Source organism: Arthrobacter sp. P1_B9 (assembly GCF_056406495.1).
On the sequence record NZ_JBFUAA010000006.1, the window covers coordinates 24,067 to 39,948 of the forward strand.

Annotated in this window: 17 protein-coding genes; 8 read left to right on the top strand and 9 right to left on the bottom strand. The window is 67.2% G+C overall.

Features of this window, described 5'->3' with window-relative positions; genetic code table 11:
- Nucleotides 1-10: 10 nt before the first annotated feature.
- Complete coding sequence (nicT, locus tag AC1D1A_RS10205; RefSeq protein ID WP_476947660.1) at nucleotides 11-1,120, bottom strand: Nickel transporter NicT; 1,110 nt, start codon at nucleotides 1,118-1,120, stop codon at nucleotides 11-13.
- 204 nt (nucleotides 1,121-1,324) lie between these two features.
- Here nicT and AC1D1A_RS10210 point away from each other — a divergent pair, with 204 nt between their 5' ends.
- On the top strand, nucleotides 1,325-1,840 hold the full coding sequence (locus AC1D1A_RS10210) for a mycothiol transferase (RefSeq protein ID WP_476873931.1): 516 nt from the start codon (nucleotides 1,325-1,327) through the stop codon (nucleotides 1,838-1,840).
- A 12-nt stretch (nucleotides 1,841-1,852) separates the two neighbouring features.
- A complete protein-coding gene (locus AC1D1A_RS10215) occupies nucleotides 1,853-2,971 on the top strand; it encodes an aminotransferase class V-fold PLP-dependent enzyme (protein ID WP_476947661.1) in 1,119 nt (372 codons plus the stop codon).
- A 50-nt stretch (nucleotides 2,972-3,021) separates the two neighbouring features.
- Here AC1D1A_RS10215 and AC1D1A_RS10220 read toward each other — a convergent pair whose 3' ends face one another.
- Together AC1D1A_RS10220 and AC1D1A_RS10225 are read right to left on the bottom strand one after the other, a co-directional pair.
- A complete protein-coding gene (locus tag AC1D1A_RS10220; RefSeq protein WP_476947662.1) occupies nucleotides 3,022-4,062 on the bottom strand; it encodes a Gfo/Idh/MocA family protein in 1,041 nt (346 codons plus the stop codon).
- 105 nt (nucleotides 4,063-4,167) lie between these two features.
- Nucleotides 4,168-4,863, bottom strand: a complete 696-nt coding sequence (locus AC1D1A_RS10225; protein WP_476947663.1) for a maleylpyruvate isomerase family mycothiol-dependent enzyme — start codon at nucleotides 4,861-4,863, stop codon at nucleotides 4,168-4,170.
- Between the two features lie 47 nt (nucleotides 4,864-4,910).
- On the opposite strand from AC1D1A_RS10225, the gene AC1D1A_RS10230 reads away from it, so the two are divergent.
- The 4 genes from AC1D1A_RS10230 (at nucleotide 4,911) to AC1D1A_RS10245 (ending at nucleotide 8,810) form a co-directional block, all read left to right on the top strand.
- Complete coding sequence (locus tag AC1D1A_RS10230) at nucleotides 4,911-6,101, top strand: Ig-like domain-containing protein (protein WP_476947664.1); 1,191 nt, start codon at nucleotides 4,911-4,913, stop codon at nucleotides 6,099-6,101.
- Between the two features lie 230 nt (nucleotides 6,102-6,331).
- Nucleotides 6,332-6,760 (top strand): nuclear transport factor 2 family protein, encoded by a 429-nt coding sequence (locus AC1D1A_RS10235; protein WP_476947665.1) that lies wholly within the window; start codon nucleotides 6,332-6,334, stop codon nucleotides 6,758-6,760.
- Between the two features lie 186 nt (nucleotides 6,761-6,946).
- Complete coding sequence (locus tag AC1D1A_RS10240; protein WP_476947666.1) at nucleotides 6,947-7,918, top strand: dienelactone hydrolase family protein; 972 nt, start codon at nucleotides 6,947-6,949, stop codon at nucleotides 7,916-7,918.
- Nucleotides 7,919-7,988: 70 nt separating this feature from the next.
- Nucleotides 7,989-8,810 (top strand): glycoside hydrolase family 16 protein, encoded by an 822-nt coding sequence (locus tag AC1D1A_RS10245; RefSeq protein ID WP_476947667.1) that lies wholly within the window; start codon nucleotides 7,989-7,991, stop codon nucleotides 8,808-8,810.
- Between the two features lie 9 nt (nucleotides 8,811-8,819).
- On the opposite strand, the gene AC1D1A_RS10250 is transcribed toward AC1D1A_RS10245, so the two are convergent.
- On the bottom strand, nucleotides 8,820-9,158 hold the full coding sequence (locus AC1D1A_RS10250; protein ID WP_476873924.1) for a hypothetical protein: 339 nt from the start codon (nucleotides 9,156-9,158) through the stop codon (nucleotides 8,820-8,822).
- A gap of 304 nt (nucleotides 9,159-9,462) precedes the next feature.
- On the opposite strand from AC1D1A_RS10250, the gene AC1D1A_RS10255 reads away from it, so the two are divergent.
- On the top strand, nucleotides 9,463-10,116 hold the full coding sequence (locus AC1D1A_RS10255; protein ID WP_230010018.1) for an aspartate/glutamate racemase family protein: 654 nt from the start codon (nucleotides 9,463-9,465) through the stop codon (nucleotides 10,114-10,116).
- 91 nt (nucleotides 10,117-10,207) lie between these two features.
- On the opposite strand, the gene AC1D1A_RS10260 is transcribed toward AC1D1A_RS10255, so the two are convergent.
- The 3 genes from AC1D1A_RS10260 to AC1D1A_RS10270 all read right to left on the bottom strand — a co-directional run bounded on the left by AC1D1A_RS10260 (nucleotide 10,208) and on the right by AC1D1A_RS10270 (nucleotide 13,350).
- Entirely contained in the window at nucleotides 10,208-11,317 is a 1,110-nt protein-coding gene (locus AC1D1A_RS10260) for a glycoside hydrolase family 16 protein (protein ID WP_476947668.1), read from the bottom strand.
- A gap of 268 nt (nucleotides 11,318-11,585) precedes the next feature.
- The gene (locus AC1D1A_RS10265; RefSeq protein ID WP_476947757.1) at nucleotides 11,586-12,383 is read right to left on the bottom strand and encodes an esterase/lipase family protein; all 798 of its coding nucleotides are present in this window, start codon (nucleotides 12,381-12,383) and stop codon (nucleotides 11,586-11,588) included.
- Between the two features lie 361 nt (nucleotides 12,384-12,744).
- Nucleotides 12,745-13,350, bottom strand: coding sequence for a hypothetical protein (locus AC1D1A_RS10270; protein WP_476947669.1), 606 nt, complete (start codon nucleotides 13,348-13,350; stop codon nucleotides 12,745-12,747).
- 125 nt (nucleotides 13,351-13,475) lie between these two features.
- Between AC1D1A_RS10270 and AC1D1A_RS10275 the strand changes: the two genes are divergently transcribed.
- On the top strand, nucleotides 13,476-14,180 hold the full coding sequence (locus tag AC1D1A_RS10275) for a DNA alkylation repair protein (RefSeq protein ID WP_476856852.1): 705 nt from the start codon (nucleotides 13,476-13,478) through the stop codon (nucleotides 14,178-14,180).
- A 58-nt stretch (nucleotides 14,181-14,238) separates the two neighbouring features.
- On the opposite strand, the gene AC1D1A_RS10280 is transcribed toward AC1D1A_RS10275, so the two are convergent.
- A complete protein-coding gene (locus tag AC1D1A_RS10280) occupies nucleotides 14,239-15,444 on the bottom strand; it encodes a cation:proton antiporter (protein WP_476850048.1) in 1,206 nt (401 codons plus the stop codon).
- A complete protein-coding gene (locus AC1D1A_RS10285) occupies nucleotides 15,441-15,689 on the bottom strand; it encodes a hypothetical protein (protein ID WP_223916806.1) in 249 nt (82 codons plus the stop codon). Before AC1D1A_RS10285 ends, AC1D1A_RS10280 begins: the two co-directional genes overlap by 4 nt.
- Nucleotides 15,690-15,882: the final 193 nt, after the last annotated feature.

The window sequence follows — 15,882 nt, forward strand, 5'->3', positions numbered from 1 at the left end:
CCGCATCGGCTCAGCTGGTGCCGGCGTGGCTCCAGCGCTGCTCGATCCGGCCCAATTTCCAGACGGCGAGCGCGATCAGCCAGATGATGACGAAGAGGCCGACGACGATGTACCCGACGTTTTCGAGGTCCAGCGAACCGATGGCGGCCGCCGGCCCCGATTCGAGTCCCAGTTTGTCTGCCACGAGCCCAAGCAGCACGGTGAGACCGACCACCAGGGCCACAATCACCGAGAGCACCGTGACTGTGAGGTTGTAGAAGACCTTGCGGACCGGCTTCAGGAACGCCCACCCATAAGCCCGGGACATGAACACGCCGTCGGCGGTGTCGAAAATGCTCATTCCGGCGGCGAACAGCACCGGCAGGACCAGGATGGCGTACCAGGGCAGGGAGAAGGCCGCCGAACCGGCGGCGAGCACGAGCAGGGCTACCTGGGAGGCGGTGTCGAATCCCAGGCCCATCAGCAGGCCGACGGGATAGATGTGCCATGGCTTGGTGATCCGCCGGATGGTTCCGCCGAGGAGCCTTGCCAGGAAGCCCCGGTTGTTGAGCTGGTGCTCAAGCTCAGCCTCGTCCAGTTCCCCGGTCCGCATCCCGCGGAACACCCGGGCGATGCCGACCACCGAGGCGAGGTTCGTCAGACCGATCAGGATCAGGAACGTTCCAGCCACGACGCTTCCCACCAGTCCCAGCGTCTGCACCAGCGCCGAGTCCCCGTCCTGCACGGTGCCGGCCATGGCCCTCGCGCCGAGGGCCAGGAGCAGCGCCGCGCCGAACACCACGGTGGAATGGCCCAGCGAGAACCAGAAGCCCACCCCCAGCGCGGCCTTTCCCTCGCCGACCAGCTTGCGGGTGGTGTTGTCGATGACGGCGATGTGGTCGGCGTCGAACGCGTGCCGCACCCCCAGCAGAAAGGCGGTAACGCCCAGCCCCACCCCGTACACGCCGGAGCGGCCCAGCGCGAAGTTCTGCGGAGCCACGGCCAGGGTCAGCACACTCCAGCCGACCACGTTGAGCAGGAGGACGAAGCCGGTGATGCCGGCGAGATGGAACTTGTCCCGGCGTTCCCAGCGACTGGACGTCGCCCGAACCGGCTGCGCTACAGGCAACAAGTTGCTCATAATCCGTAAGGGTAGGCGCGGGGGTCGCCGCTGCCAAGACCTCGCGGACTGCGGAACTGCGCGTGGCCGTGTTGCCCCCGTCATCGTCTCCGCGTGCGCCGTTGACACGGCGACGCCCAGCCCTATCCGCCGGTGCGGCCTCCATGCAAGCATGGGGATCACCGATCATGCAAGCACTTCGATCATGCACAGGGAGGGGACTCGATGAAATCCAATGAACTGCTGCTGGATGCCTTCGGCCGGATCCGTGAGACGGTGGCCGCGGCCCTGGCCGGGGTTGATGATGCCACCCTGCTCCGACGGCCCGGAGTCAACGGGAATTCAATGGCCTGGCTCATCTGGCACCTCAGCAGGGTCGAGGACGCGCAAGTCGCCTCCGCCGCGGGCCTGGACCAGGTGTGGACCTCGGAGGGGTTTGCCGCCCGCTTCGGCCTGCCGCTCTCCAAGCGGGACACCGGCTACGGCCATACGAGCGGCCAGGTGGACGCGGTGCAGGCACCGCCGGAACTGTTGCTCGAATACTACGAAGCTGTCCACCGGCAGACCGTGAATTTCCTGGAGCACCTCGGCGACGACGACTTCGACCGGATCGTCGATACCCGCTGGGACCCGCCCGTCACCCTCGGGGTGCGCCTGGTCAGCACGATTGCCGACTGTCTCCAGCACGTGGGGCAGGCGGCCTACGCAAAGGGCCTGGACTCCGCGCGCGGGCACGGCTAGGCGGTCCGTGCCATGCAGGCGGCCGAAATTCGCGGACTCTTCCCGGGGCTACAGGAAACCATCTATCTCAACACCGCCTCGATGAACGTCGGCTGCGCACCCGCCCGCGAGGCCTACGAGCTGGCCGTCAAGCGATGGTCCGCCGGCAGGTTCGACTGGATGGATGCCGAGCGGGCAGGGGAGGAGGCCCGCACCATGTTCGCGGAGATCGTCGGGGCGACGGCGGGGGAGATAGCGATCGTCCCGGCTGTGAGCTCCGCCGCCGGGATAGTGGCCGCCAACCTGCCGCCGGCGAAGCGCGGCGAGAACGTCGTGGTTGCCGGGAACGAATTCGCCTCGAACTATTACCCCTGGCTCCTGCTCCGGAACCGCGGTTACGGGGTCCGCGCCGTGGCACCGGGCGGGGACGGCGTGACGGCCGAGGAATTTGGCCAGGCGGCCGACGGCGGCACCCGCCTGATCGCCGTGAGTGCCGTCCATTCGGCCAACGGCTACCGGGCGGACCTGGCCGCGCTCAGCCGGGTCGCGGCCCGCTCCGGCGCCTGGTTCTTCGTCGACGCCTGCCAGGCCGCGGGCGCGGTGCCCCTGGATGTGGTGTGCGACGGCGTGGATTTCCTGGCCGCCGCGAGCCACAAGTTCCTGCTCGGCTCCAGGGGCATGGGCTACCTCTATGTCCGCAGCGGACTGCTTGACCGGATCCAACCCGTCGGTCCCGGCTGGAAGGCCGCGCGCAACCCGGCCGGGAGCTTCTACGGACCGGCCATGGACCTCTCACCCACGGCCTCGAAGCTCGACGCCTCCTTGGCCTGGTTTCCCGCCCTGGCCGAGCAGGCGGCGCTCGGCATCTTCCGCAGGTTTGGGATCGGGGCCTTGCTCGATCGCAACGCCCGGCTCGCCCTTCACCTTCAGCAGGCCCTGGCGGCGCAGGGCTCCTCGTTCCGGCCGTTCGCCGAGCAGCACCGCTCCACGATCTTCTCCGTGCCGGTGACAGACACTGAGGCGGTCCTGGCGCGGTTCCGCCAGGCCAACGTGGTGGCATCGGTCCGGGAGGGCAGAATCCGGCTGGCGGTACATTTCTACAATCTGGATGAAGAACTCGATCGCGTGGCCGGGCTGATCGGGCGAGGGTGAGCGGCGGCCGTGCCTCCTCATGGAAAACTGGGGCCGCCGCAGGACCGGTACTAGGCGCGCCCGTGGTCCTTGTCGTCGCTGGCGTAGGCGAGGCCGATCTGGCGCCGAACTTCGTCCATGGCCTCCATGACCTGAACGCTCTGCCGGGGCGGCAGGATGTCGTTGGCAACGGAGCCGGCCGCAATGAGCCGCTCCATTTCCCGCGCCTGGTATTGCATGCCGCGGCCGGTGACGGGTTCATCGAATCGCTCGACGATGTTTCCGTCGGCGTCATACCTGGTGAAGGCCGACGGCGTGTACCAGACTGACGGGATCTCGATCCGGCCTTCGGTTCCGATGATCGAGGCCTGGTTTGGTCCTGCCGTGTCCAGCGCGCAGTGCAGCACGGCCTGCTGCCCGTCACCGTATTCGAAGATCATCGCGGTCTGCCGGTCAACTCCGGTTTCAGTCATGCTGGCCGCTGCCCGGATCCCGGTCGGCGCCCCGAAGACGTCGAAGGCGAAGGAGACGGGGTAGATGCCCAGGTCCAAGAGCGCTCCGCCGCCCAGCGCCGGGTCGTTGAGGCGGTGCGCCGGATCCTTGGGCAGATTCTGGTTGTGGTCAGCGATCACTGTGCGGACCTCGCCCAGGGCGCCGGACCGAATCAGCTCACGGATGCGGACCATGTGCGGAAGGTAGCGTGTCCACATGGCCTCAAGGGCGATCAGCCCCTTCGTCTCGGCGAGCTCCACGATCTCCCGGGCCTGCCAGGCGTTCATGGCGAAGGGCTTTTCGATCAGCACGTGTTTACCGGCGTCCAGGGCCAACAGCGCATTCTCGTGGTGGAACGGGTGCGGCGTAGAAACGTAGACAACGTCGACGTCCGGGTCGGCCACGAGGTCCGCGTAGCTTCCATGGGACGTGGGGATCTGAAACCGGGCCGCGAAATCGGTCGCGGATGCCATGGTCCTGGAGCCGACGGCCTGGACCACTGAGCCGTTGTCGATCAGGTCCGGCGTTTGCAGCCCGGCGATAAACCCGGTGCCGAGAATTCCCCATCTGGCCTGGGGCGTGGAGAGACCTGCGGTGCCGGGTGTGGCGTGCTCTGACATGCGTTTGAGTTCCCTTCGAACATGCGGTCACGAAAGCATCGGGCGGCTCGTGGAGCGTCCACGGCTTCGCGGGACGTGTTCGTATCCTAATCCCGATGCCGGAACTCATGGTGTGAGCGGACCCCGAAGCACACGCAGGGCCGCGGCGGCGTCACCTTCAATGACGGCGTTCTCTGCCAGGTTGGATCGACCCCAAAGACCCAGATACATCACCGGCAACGGGGCGGAAATCAAGGCCACGGCGGCACCAGGTCCCAGTGTCCAGCTGGCGGCCCCTGGCACCTGAAAGGTCACAGCTTTGTCCGGAGGCGGCATCCGGTCCAGTCGCAGCTGCCGCGGCGCGAACATCGCCAGGACCTCGTCGACACCGTCGAGCATGAAATTGTCCGCCAGCACGGGGATCTCCAGGCCAAGCGCCTGGCAGGCGTCGACCAGGTGGATGGCATGTTCGTGGGCCTGTCGCCGAAGCCAGAACCGGGCGGTGCGCGGAGTCGGCCCAAAGTTCCAGCATTCGCTCTCCGGATCAAGGCCCGTCATCGTCTCGAGGAAGGGTGCGGTGCCCGCGAGAAACCAGGCCGCGGCGCCCTCGGCCGGCGGTGCAGGTTCCTGGACAAAGGTGCCCGTCCGGACCACCCCGGCTGCCCACCTCTCGATTGAGCCGAGATGCCCGAAGAGCTGCTCGAGCGTCCAGCCGGGGCACGCCGGAACGGCGCCGGCAAGAGTGTCCCGCGGCTGCCGGGCGAGCGTGCCGAGGTGGTCCAGGGAGTTGGCCAGTTCGGCCAGGAATTGATCGGGCGACATGGGAGGAGCCTAACGCGCCGACCGTTCCAGGCCAGGCGGACGGCACCTTGACGGTCAAAACTGCCGACGGCGAAACCGACCTCCTCGGCGTCCACGGCATCGGCACGAAGGAGGGCCTGGGCGCGACTCCGGCCACGGTGCAGTTCACCGACGTCCCGACAAAGACGGTCAGCCGGCAGACGGTCAACATCGTCAACACCGGCACCACAGTCGCCAAGATCACCGGCGTCGCGTTGCCGGTCAGCGCACAGCTCAAGGTCGACCCGGCCACGGTGCCGGGCGTGGGGCAGACCATCCAGCCCCTCGCGTCTGTGGCAGTGTCCATGACGTTCAGTCCCACGTCAACGAATCCCGTGACCTATACGCTCGTCGTCACCAGTGAGCGCGGGTCGGTAACCGTGAAGGTGACCGCGACCCCCGGCTCGGGCGCGGCGCACCTGCAGATGCCACGCACCCTGGACTTTGGTGACGTCCCCGTGGGGACCTCCGCCACCAGGGCATTCCAGATCACCAACACCGGCAACGTACCCATGACGATCACCAAGGCGAAGGCGCCGTTGGGGGTCTTTTCAACTACCACCACCATTGCCGAGGGATTGAAGATTCCTGCGGGCGAATCCGCATTCCAGAGCGTGACTTTCACGCCGACAGCCTTCGGGCAGGCGGGAACTTCGGAAACCTACTACCTGATCACGGCGGACGACGGCCAGGGCGCGTTGAAGGTGATGCTCACCGGGAAGGGCACCGACGACCCCATCGCTGCCTACGCGTGGAAAATCGGCGCGGGCGACCCGCGGTCGTCCCTTGGCCGGTCGCTGACTTTGGAGTATCCCGTTGCTGGAGGGAAGTGCCAGGTCTACGTGAAAGGTGTGGTCTGCTGGTCCCCGGCGACCGGTGCACATTCGGTACGTGGTGAGGTTTACAAACGCTACAAGGCTGCGTGCGCTGCCGCGGGTGTGCTCGGCTTTCCGACGACCGACGAGAAGGGCTCGACGGACGGAGTGGGAAGATACAACCACTTCACCGGGTCGGGCGGGTCCTCGATTTACTGGACCCCGACGACAGGGGCGCACTATGTGCTGGGTGCGATCCGGGCGAGGTGGGCCTCCCTCGGCTGGGAGAGGAGCCGGCTGGGCTATCCGACCCGGGACGAGTATGCCGTTTCTGTCGGCCGGGCCTCGGACTTTCAACGCGGCCGCCTGACATGGAATTCGAGCACCTACAAGGTTACCGGCTAGTGGTGCCCGCGTCAGTTCAGGAATTCCCGGACCGATTGGCGCCTGGACCTCACCGGTCTGGGCCCGATCGGTCCGGACCTGTGCGGCCAGACCTAATCGGTCTGGAACCGGGCGACGGCGGAGGCGTAGATTGACGATGCGGGCTGGCCGGATCCCGGCCCTAGTGGGGACCGTTAATGGGCCTGTGCATGAAACAGAGCACGAGCTCCGCCACACCGAGGAGTGATCACATGAGCCAATTTATCCAGCGCCTGCTTGCTGCGTTCAATGGTCACGACCTTGAGGCAGCGGCCGCGTTGTTCCATGAGTCGTACAAAAGCGTGCAGCCGGTCCACCCGGGCAGGGCATTTGTGGGACGGGCGCAGATGCACGCGAACTGGGCAGCGATGTTCGCTGGCGTTCCCGATTTTCGCGCAGAAGTGCTCCGCTCCGTGGACGACGGTAATACCACGTGGAGCGAATGGACTTGGGCCGGCACCCGGACTGATGGGCGGCCCTTCGACATGCGCGGGGTGACGATTTTCGAGACCGAGGACGGCCTCATTACGAGCGGAAGACTCTACATGCAAGAGATTGAACGAGGGGATGAGGGCATCGCAGAGGCAGTCCAGACGCTGTCGGGGCGCCGGCCTGCCCGGCCCTCGGAACCCGAGGACTGAAATGGCTGGCCTCAGGCGGCTGGGAGAAGGCTGCGCGCGCGTTTGACCGTTGTGGCCTGGTGCCGGGGCTGCGTCGAGGCGTCGTCGTCGTTGTTGGGAAGTGGCGCCGTCGGGCCGGCCTGTCCAGGACCCTTGCCGGACATCTGACTTCGGAGGAGGATGATCGGCACACTGAGGAGGCCCGCCATGACCCAGCTTGGCAAGTTTGAGAAGTACCTGATTGAGGAATTCTTCGACGACTACCGCTCCGGCGCCATGAGCCAGCACACGTTCACGCGCCGGGTGGCGTTCATCACCGGCAGCATGGCGGCGGCCTCGGCAGCGATGCTCCTGGTGGGCTGCACGCCCGAGGAGGTTCCCCGCAGTACCGATCCCATGCCGACGCCGACGTCGTCCGCGCCGGGGTCCGGCACAGTGTCCGCGGGCGCGGTGCCGGGGGCCAAAAGCCCGTTGTCGGTCCCGGAGGGCGCGGCCGGGCTGACGACGGCGACCGTGCAATTCGCATCGGGCGGCACCGACATCAGTGGCTATCTCGCACGGCCCGACCACGGGGCCGCCGGACCGGCCGTGCTGGTCTGCCACGAGAACCGCGGGCTGACACCGCATATCCAGGATGTGGCGCGCCGCTTCGCCAAAGCCGGATACGCGGCTCTGGCCCTGGACCTGCTGAGCAGGGAAGGCGGTACCGCGGGCATGGACCCGGATGCTGTCCCGGGAGCACTGACCCAGGCCGGGGCGCAGCGTCACGTTTCCGACTTCACGGCCGGCTTTGACTACCTGAACGCCCAGGACTTCGTTGATCACGGGCGGATCGCCATGAACGGCTTCTGCTTCGGTGGCGGCATCACGTGGCAGTCGGCGACGGCGATCCCGGGCCTGTTGGCGACGTCGGCGTTCTACGGACCCGCGCCTGACCTGGACAAGGTCCCGGCCATCAAGGCGGCCGTCTTCGGCGTCTACGCCGAACTGGACCAGCGGATCACCGGCGCCATGCCGGCGCTCCGGGATGCTCTGGCCAAAACCGGTGTCCGGAACGAGCTCAAGATCTATCCCGGCGTGGACCACGCCTTCCACAATGACACCGGGCCGCGCTACAACCAGGAGCAGGCCACGGCCGCGTGGAACGACACGCTCGCCTGGTTTGGCAAGTATGTGTGAAGGCAAGTATGTGTAAAGGCAAGTTCGTCTGAAGCATGGCCCGGACATGTCCCGACCGGATGGAGACGCGATGTTCGCAAACCGCAGGACCGCGGCGTTGAGCGCTGCAGGCGCCTTGGCCCTTGCCGGGTGTGGTGCCGCACCAGTGTCCAGGGAACGGGCGCCGGCGATAGACCGTGCGGCCGCCGTCTCCTACGGGACGCAAGCCGCCGTCTCCGACGGGACGCAGGCCGCCGTCTCCGACGGGACGCAGGCCGCCGTCGTCCGCGGCTGGGGCCCAGTGGTGGCGGGGGACGAATTCAGTTACGCCGGGCCGCCTGACCCCGCGAAATGGAAGGTCTTCAAGGGGCCGGGGCACGCGGGCAAGGGGATCCGGAGTCCGGATGCGCTGGTTGTAGGCGGCGGGGTCTTGACTGTCAGCGGCGACGCCGCGGGCACCACCGGCGGCATGTCCGCCAGGTTTGCCCAACAGCGGTACGGCCGCTGGGAGGCCAGGATGAAAATTGGCCAGCGGGATCTGCAATATCACCCCGTCCTGATCCTGTGGCCGAACAACAACATCTCGTCCACGTGCGCCGAGATTGACTACGCCGAAGGGAGCGCTGACACCGCCCAAATCAAGTTCTTCCTGCACTACGCCTGCGGTGGCCCGAACTTCCAGACCACCGCGGCCAAGACGATCGACACCACACAATGGCACAACTATGCGCTCGAGTGGACCCCCGCCGGGATCGAGGGATACGTCGACGGGTCATTGTGGTTTGTGGACACGAACCCGGCGCATCAGCCCACGGTAGGCATGCACCAGACGGTGCAACTGGACTGGTTTCCCAACGGGACGCCCACCAAACCCAGCCAGATGCAGGTCGACTGGATCCGCGTTTACAAGTAAGCGTTGCGCTTACTCGCCCGAGGCAAATTCCGGCCGGAACGGGCCGGCAGCCTCCGACGTCATTTCGCGGTGCCCGTCCAAAGCCTTCAACGCCGCAAGGTGCTCCAGCAGGGCCCGTTCCGGATGTCCGGGATGCGCAGCCAGCTGCTGGCGCAGCAGCTCCCGTGCGCGGGCTTGTTCCGGGGCACTGTCGTCGAGGACGGCGTCAATGATTCTGGCGGCCTGATGTCGGATTCCGGCGGCAGATGCGGCATGTTCCGCACCGGATACCAGGTTCTCGGGATCCTGTTCTTCGAGGCGTCCTGGAGTGGACGACGGCTCCACCGACATGGCTGTTCCTTTGGTCATCGTTCCGGCTGAGTCCGGAACCGGCCTGCCGCCTTCCCCCAATCCCGGGTACTGTACCCGGGTCCTAAGACGGGCCACCGTGACAAACCTACAACGACGCCGGGCCGCCAACCCCACACGGGAGCGAAGTTTTCGCCAAGTTTCATGCACAAGCCACGGTGACGCTGCCCGCGGAATGCTAACGGCCGCCGGCGCCACGGGGCGTATCCGCTGCAGCGCTTGTGTTGGTCATCTGCCCGAAAAGACGCGGAAATACTCGCCGGGTAGCCTCGCACCAACGAATCCGTTCGAAAGGTAGTACGCCATGCGTGTTGGACTGATCCGGGTGATGACGACGTCGGACCGACGCCTGCTCCACGCCCACGGGAAACTCCTCCAGGAAGCATTCGGATTTACCGTCACATCCCGCTGTATTCCGGACCAGCCGTCCGGCGTCTACGACCAGGCGTCGCTCGAATCTGCGGCCCCCAAGGTCGTCCGCCTGGCGAGGGACATGGCGGGGGACGCTGACGCCCTGATTATCAGCTGCGCCTCCGACCCCGGGCTGGCCGCCACCCGGGCAGCCGTGGATATCCCGGTCATCGGAGCGGGCTCCGCAGCCGCGGCCGCGGCTCTGACCTTCGGCGGCCGGATTGGAGTTTTGGGTCTCGGCGCACACGTACCGGGCCCGATCTCGGATGCACTGGGCGAACGCATGCTGCTCATTGACGGGCAGGGAAGGATCGAAACACCCGACGCCTTCCTCATGCCTGCCGGGATTTTCGACGCCCTCGCCGCGGCCCACATGCTGGTTGACGCCGGCGCCGACATGATCGTCCAGGCCAGCACGGGCCTGAGCAGCATCGGCATGGCGGACGTGCTCCGCCGCCGGCTCGGGGTTCCGGTGATCGACGCCGTGACGGCAGCCGGTTCGATGCTGGTCTCAGCGGTAGCCGCCCGGGAACTTCAAGGGGTTTGAGTCCTGCCGCCTGTAGCGGCGCGTCCTCGGCCAACACCAAGGCAGCCCCGCGCCGCAGTACGGCGCGGGGCTGCCTGGCGATTTGCCGGTCCTACTTGTAGACGCGGACCCAGTCGACCTGCATCTGTGAAGGCTTGGTGGCCGACCCGTCGGGGAACCAGTCCAGCTGCAGTGTCTGGTGCATGCCCACGGAGGGCAGGTGCGCGGGGTTCGTGTCGGAGAAGGTCTTGACGCCGTCGATGTAACCGGTGATGCCGGCCGGGGTCCACTCCACTGCGTAGTTGTGCCACTGGGTGGTGTCGATCGTCTTGGCCGCCGTGGTCTGGAAGTTCGAGCCGCCGCAGGCATAGTGCAGGAAGAACTTGATCTGTGCGGTGTTGGTGCTGCCCTCGGCGTAGTCGATCTCGGCGCAGTTGGGGGAGGTGTTGTTGTTGGGCCACAGGATCAGCACTGGGTGGTACTCCGGGTCCCGGGCGCTGGTCCGCATGCGCGTCTCCCACTTGCCGTATTTCTGCTGGGCAAATTTAGCCGACATGCCGCCCGTGGTGCCGGCCGAGTCGCCGCTGACTGTGGCCACGCCATTGGCAACCGACCAGGCCTGCGGGCTCCTGACACCCTTGCCGGCATGTCCGGATCCCTTGAAGACGCTCCACTTGGTGGAGTCGGGGGCGCCGGCCTTGGAGAACTCGTCACCCGCGACAACCGAACCCCAGCCCCGTGCCGTGGCGGCCTGGGAACCGTCGCCGGTCGCGGCGACGGCAGCCTGGGCAGCGACGGGCGCCGTTACCGCCGTCGGCGCCGGAGCGGCTGCCGCTTGGGCGCCAGCCGCAGGCGCGACCGGCGCGGCGGCCCGTGCAGGTGCCGCATCGGTTCCGGGAGCCGCAGGTGCACGGGTGGTGCTGGTGGCAGGCTTGGGGGCCGCCGGCTTCGGTGCTGCGGCCACCGAGGCTGGGGCCTTCGCGGCAGGATGCGCGGCCTGGGTTGCCGCCGGGGACGTGGAGCCCGCAGCAGAATGCGCGGCCCCGGTGGCCGGTGTAACGGCTGCGGCGCCCGTCGTGGGACCGGCGCTGCAGCCGGTCAGGGACAGTGCGCCCAGGCTCAGCGCAATCGCTACTTTGTTGAGCTGTGGTGCCGTGGAGCCTGCCTTCGGCCGTGCATCTTTGAACGTTGATTTATTGAACAGCGGTGTTTTCTTGAACAACGGACCCCTCCGGGCTTTCGTGGCTGGCACGCACAACCGACGCTGCCTGGGCGGCGGATAATGCGGGAAGTTTCATCCGGCCCCTGCCGCAAGGCATGGGCGAGCAGACGCCGAACGGCGCAACGGGGCCCTGCAAAGGGGCGGTCCGGGGCCCTGCATTCGGGCCGGGCCTCACGGCCAGCCGCCAACGTTACCGGACCGTTACCTCAGCCCGCAAACCTCCCGGATCCGGGACGTTCCGCATGCCGCCTCCGCCCGGGGTGCCGCGCTACACGCAGCTGGGCTGATACGCCGGGTTGCCCGGGCGGCCGGCCGGCTGACCAAGAGCGTCGGACACGAGACGCTGGGTGACGGGGTCGTTGGGCGCCTGGTCATGGTCAATCACGTCTGCCGGGCACTTGTCCTGGATGGTGATATTGGTGACCTGCTGGGCCGGGCCGGCGAGGAACTGGCTGGGGTAGGGCGTCACCACCTCGTCGTGCGTCGTGGAGATCACCGTGTAGGCCGGACCAGGAACCGTGTCGCCAATGGAGTTGAGCTCGGTGAGGAATGGTGAACCTGCCTGCTGGTCGGCGCAGGCCTGGCAATTCGACCCTCCCACTGAGGTGGCCGGCGGAACGGCGTCCGGTGTCGGCGTGATGAGCCCGCGGGTTCCGTGGTTGGACGGGGCGATGCCCACAAGGTGGTTCACCTTGTCCGCGCCTCCAAGGAAACCGAGGTAGTAGCGCGGCATCATGCCGCCCTGGCTGTGGCCCACGAGATCAACTTTCCTGGCACCCGTCGAGGCCAGTACCTTGTCGACAAACGGGGCGAGCTGACGGGCTGAGTCTGCCACCGGGCCCGTGGCGTCGACGCCGTTGGTCGCACCGTAGTTCAGCGCGAAGACGCAGTAGCCCTGGCTCTTTAGCGCCGGCGACATCGTCGCCCAGTTCTTCGCCATGTTTTCGAAGGTTCCCGGCACCAGGACCACCGGGTAGGGGTGGGCTGCCGAGGGCTTGCAGGACCAGTCATTCGCGCCGGGCGGCGAAACGTCAACGGTGTCGGCCTGGGCCGCCGGCACACCCATCAGGGATGCGCCGAGCAGCGCCAAGGTCGCAGCGGCCAGGGTTGCGAGTGCTGCGGGCGTTTTCGGGTGTGGCACGGATTACCTCTTCGGTTGGACGCGTCATCTGTGACGGTCTGTGGAAATGGAAGTGAGGTAGGGGATCAGCCCCCGCTGTGATCCGACTCACGTCTCTCAATTCACGCTAGGGAAGGTGCTCCGCGGATCGCTCCAACATGCACGTTTGTGCATGCATTTTTCGACGCCGCTGGTGCCAGGTGGGGTTGCGTGGAGAGACTGCTGCACAGTTGTGCAGGTAGGGGCATGCCGCCCGCCGTCGCCCCCGGTCACCTCACTCTCCGGTCACCTCACTTCTCCGGTCACCTCACTCTCCGGGCGGAAAATCATAGGAGGCCTGGATCGTCGCCGGCGCTGTGCCGTAGGACAGGACGATCTCGTCGTGCGCCTTGAACGGGAGGTCCCGGATCCCGGCGTCGAACTTCCGGCCGTTCACGTAAACGGTCCAGCCATCCAGCGAACCCCCACCGGTGCCGGGGGCGCCGTTGCCACCGAGGACGCCCCACTCCGTCAGGAGCTGCCCGAGGGTGAAGACCTGGCCGGCGGTGGGGGACTCGATGTGGACCACGCCCGTGGTGTCGTGGGTGTGCAGGGCTGAGATGCCGTTGGCCCTGTGGTCAGCTCCGGTGGTGATGCCGATATTGGCCGGCACCGCGATGGGCTTGCCGTCCTTCAGCACGTCCAGATGTGCGTGATAGTGGTCCACGTTGCCCTCCGCCGTCAGCACAGTGAGGCCGGCCTGGGCAATCCGGCCGGGCGCCCCCGTGATGTCTAATGCGAAATCAGGGGCCGGCGCCGCGGATGCCGCAGGTGACTCAGGCGACGGTGCGGTAGATGGCGCAGGGGCAGCGCATCCTGCCACCCCCAGCGTCATGCCGGAAAGTGCGATGGCGAGTGTCAGCTTGGTGTGCATGGTTGCGTAAACCGCTTTCGATCGGAGGCTTGCCAGTTCAGTCTAGGCAGATGGTCCGGGTCCACCGCCCAGGACAGCTTGGCACCGCGTTTCCGCCGCGAGCCGCGAGGGGAAAGAATGGACAGGTGAGTGATGCCGGCGAATTCATCGACCTCTCGCTGCAGCGCGAAGCTTCCTGGCGCCGCGCTGAACAGCTTCAGGCGCGGCTGGAAACGGAGCCGGCGGGCAGCGGCCTCCGGTTCTACGGCACGTCCGTGGGCGCCGTGCGCGGCACGGTCCGGGATGCCGGCCGCCGCTATCCCGGGCTGTCCCGCGATGAGGTCACTGCGCTGAGTTCCGAACTGTGGGGCTCCGGGCTCGGAGGCTCCGGCCGGGGGGCCGCGCCGGTTTTCGAGCGCCGGCTGGCCGCCGTGGTCCTGCTGCAGGCCAACGTGAAGCTCCTGACCAACTCCGACCTCACCCGGCTGGAGGGCTTCATCCGGCAGGCGCGGGTGCGGGACCTTGTGGATCCGCTCGCCGTCGACGTCGTCGGGCCCCTGGTGGACGGACTCGATGTTCTGGCCAGGGTGCGGGCCGACAGCGTGCTGGACCGGTGGGTGCGCGAGCCCGACGCCTGGCTGCGCCGGGCCGCGCTTCTCTCGCCGTTGCTGGCGCTGCGCGCGGGCGCGGGGGACTGGGACAGGTTCCTCCGGCACGCCAACGCGGTGCTCGGCGAGCCGGGCGGGACGTTCGACGCCGACGGCACAGCTGTCCGGGATGCCGTCTCCCGGGTCCTGGCAGAGATGGCAAAGTGGAGGCCGGAGCTGCAATTCACGTCCATTGGAGAATGACCCTCCGAAATTTCGCCGCCGGCTCGGCTTTGGCCCAGGCATTTAGACATCCGGACTGTCAGGCCTTCGGACCCCCCGGATCGCCCTGCCCAACGGCGCTGCCGGAATTTCCGGACTTGCCGCCGGCATTTGCCGGGACCGCGAAAGTCCTCGCCGCCCGTGACCCGGCGACGGCGCCCGCGGCTATGGTGACCAGCGCTCCCACCAGCAGGGCCGCGGCCTCGCCTGGGAGCAGGACCTGAAGCTGCGTGCCGATGCTCGCCGCAGCCACCGGTACGCCAAGCTGGGCCGCCGACAACACCCCCAGCGACAGCGGGAGTCCCAGGAAAGCCAGGTCGGCGTGGGCCAGCAGGGCCCCGGCCCCCAGCAACAGGCCGAGGGCCATCATGTCCGGGTGCCCGGCCAGGTCCCTTAGCGTCAGCGATGCACCCAGCCACACGAAGAAGAGCGGACCCAGGAAGCCGTCGCTGAGCGCGAACAGTTGCCGGGCCAGCCGCCGCGGTTCGCCGACCGCAGCCATCACCAGGCCGAAAGAAAAGCCTGCCATCATCACAGACACATTGCTCCACGTCGCGACACCGGCCAGGGTGAAGAGCACGGCCAGCTGGATCCGTAGCTCCAGGGCAAACTTGCGGCTTTCCGAGAGCCGGTGCACGCGCCGACGGATTCCCTGGCGCTCCAGCCAGCGCAAGCCGACAAAGAGCACTACCGCGCACCCGGTCACCGCGAGGACACCCAGCGCCGCCTGGACTGCGTGGGGCGGATCCACCAGGAGCGGCAACGCCACAATGCAGGCTGTGTCGGCTATTGCCACCTGCGCTGTCATAGCGACGACATCTGGCCCGCCGAGGCGCAGGGAATCGACGATTGGAAGCACCAGGGCGGCCGACGAGGAGGCCAGCAGCACGACGTAGAGGGGAGCATGTCCAGTCCCGAACAGCAGTCCGATGCCGGTTCCGATCACCACCGCTGCCGCTGCGGCCACCATCGCCCGGCGGGAGCCTTTGCCGAGGGCGCCACGGATGTGCGGATCCCGCACGGGAACGTGGGTGCCTGCCACGAACATCATCAGCGCAAACCCGATATTGGCCAGCAGGGTGAACGTCGGGTCCGCGGGGTCCACCAGGGCCAGGCCTGAGCGCCCGATCGCGATGCCGGCCAGCAGCTCACCCAGCATGACAGGCAAGTGCCAGCGCGCCGGCAGGGCCAGCAGGGGGCCAGCCAAGGCGATGACGGCGATCAGCGCCAGCGACAGGAAGGTCACGGTTCGCGGCGGCCGGCCGGCGCCGGGCCTGACCGCCGTTCCACCACCGCATAGGCCTTGCCGTCCAGGAAAGCCCAGTCGTTGACAACCATGTACCCGAGCGCGTCCACCCGGTCATTGAGGATGTGCTCGTCGAAACCCCCGTCGCGCGGTTCCGCGTCCCATGTGCTCACGTGGACGTCCCCGCCGTCGAGGATCAGCAGCTCGGTGTTGACGTCGAAATCCTCTTGGGGCTGAGTGCTCAACTGGCAGATGGCGACACAATGGCTGTTCATTTTCGGGCCTCCGCTTCCGGTGGTGCTGATGGCATCATCCTATGTTCGGAAACGGCGCCGCCCTATGGGCAAATTGCGGCCCGGCATCACGGCTCCGTTACCTGAATGTGACTTTCGGGTGCGGTTCGCGCTACGGTTGATGAGTGCCTGTTGTCTCCGATAC

What these genes read in the sequence shown, in the direction of transcription:
- AC1D1A_RS10250 (WP_476873924.1), bottom strand. Translation starts at nt 9,158, where the DNA reads ATGACCAAAGGAACAGCCATGTCGGTGGAGCCGTCGTCCACTCCAGGA.
- AC1D1A_RS10215 (WP_476947661.1), top strand. Translation starts at nt 1,853, where the DNA reads ATGCAGGCGGCCGAAATTCGCGGACTCTTCCCGGGGCTACAGGAAACC.
- AC1D1A_RS10265 (WP_476947757.1), bottom strand. Translation starts at nt 12,383, where the DNA reads ATGGGTGTGCCGGCGGCCCAGGCCGACACCGTTGACGTTTCGCCGCCC.
- AC1D1A_RS10235 (WP_476947665.1), top strand. Translation starts at nt 6,332, where the DNA reads ATGAGCCAATTTATCCAGCGCCTGCTTGCTGCGTTCAATGGTCACGAC.
- nicT (WP_476947660.1), bottom strand. Translation starts at nt 1,120, where the DNA reads ATGAGCAACTTGTTGCCTGTAGCGCAGCCGGTTCGGGCGACGTCCAGT.
- AC1D1A_RS10245 (WP_476947667.1), top strand. Translation starts at nt 7,989, where the DNA reads ATGTTCGCAAACCGCAGGACCGCGGCGTTGAGCGCTGCAGGCGCCTTG.
- AC1D1A_RS10270 (WP_476947669.1), bottom strand. Translation starts at nt 13,350, where the DNA reads ATGCACACCAAGCTGACACTCGCCATCGCACTTTCCGGCATGACGCTG.
- AC1D1A_RS10225 (WP_476947663.1), bottom strand. Translation starts at nt 4,863, where the DNA reads ATGTCGCCCGATCAATTCCTGGCCGAACTGGCCAACTCCCTGGACCAC.
- AC1D1A_RS10240 (WP_476947666.1), top strand. Translation starts at nt 6,947, where the DNA reads ATGACCCAGCTTGGCAAGTTTGAGAAGTACCTGATTGAGGAATTCTTC.
- AC1D1A_RS10210 (WP_476873931.1), top strand. Translation starts at nt 1,325, where the DNA reads ATGAAATCCAATGAACTGCTGCTGGATGCCTTCGGCCGGATCCGTGAG.
- AC1D1A_RS10255 (WP_230010018.1), top strand. Translation starts at nt 9,463, where the DNA reads ATGCGTGTTGGACTGATCCGGGTGATGACGACGTCGGACCGACGCCTG.
- AC1D1A_RS10220 (WP_476947662.1), bottom strand. Translation starts at nt 4,062, where the DNA reads ATGTCAGAGCACGCCACACCCGGCACCGCAGGTCTCTCCACGCCCCAG.